Raw genomic sequence first — 435 nt, 5'->3', positions numbered from 1 at the left:
ACTGCCCCTTGGACTTGCCCGATTCAGTGGCAAAGTGGCGCATCAGGTATTCGTAGGCATCGCCTAGCAGATCATCGCCCTCGGTGCGGTTGGCGGAGAGATCCAGCCCCTCGAAGATGCCAATCAGCTTGGTCAGGCGGTCGATCATCTCCTTGCCCTTGCCGAGCTTGTCCTCATCGTTGAAGTCGGCGATGTCGATGACGCCCTTGAGATCATTAGCTTCGGCCAGCGCCGAGATGGTGAGGTTGATCGCCTCGCCGATATTCGCGGTCCCCTTGAGCGCCACCATGTCACTAAAACTCGCCCCGTGCGGCACCTCAATCATGGCGTAGGGGTTACCCTTGGCCTTGTCGGAAACGTACTTCACAAACAGCAGGGTGAGCACATAGTCCTTGTACTGGGAGGCGTCCATGCCACCGCGCAGTTCATCGCAAC

General features: G+C 58.4%; 1 protein-coding gene. It reads right to left on the bottom strand.

Annotated elements, in window-relative coordinates; genetic code table 11:
• A partial coding sequence (locus tag AACR93_RS02985; RefSeq protein WP_043852241.1) for a type I restriction-modification system subunit M N-terminal domain-containing protein occupies positions 1 to 435 on the bottom strand: 435 nt, incomplete at both ends.

This window comes from Aeromonas sp. L_1B5_3, from assembly GCF_963866575.1.
GTDB lineage: Bacteria > Pseudomonadota > Gammaproteobacteria > Enterobacterales > Aeromonadaceae > Aeromonas > Aeromonas jandaei.
The sequence above is the reverse complement of the archived record's forward strand: the minus strand, read 5'-3'. Positions and strand labels throughout refer to the sequence as shown.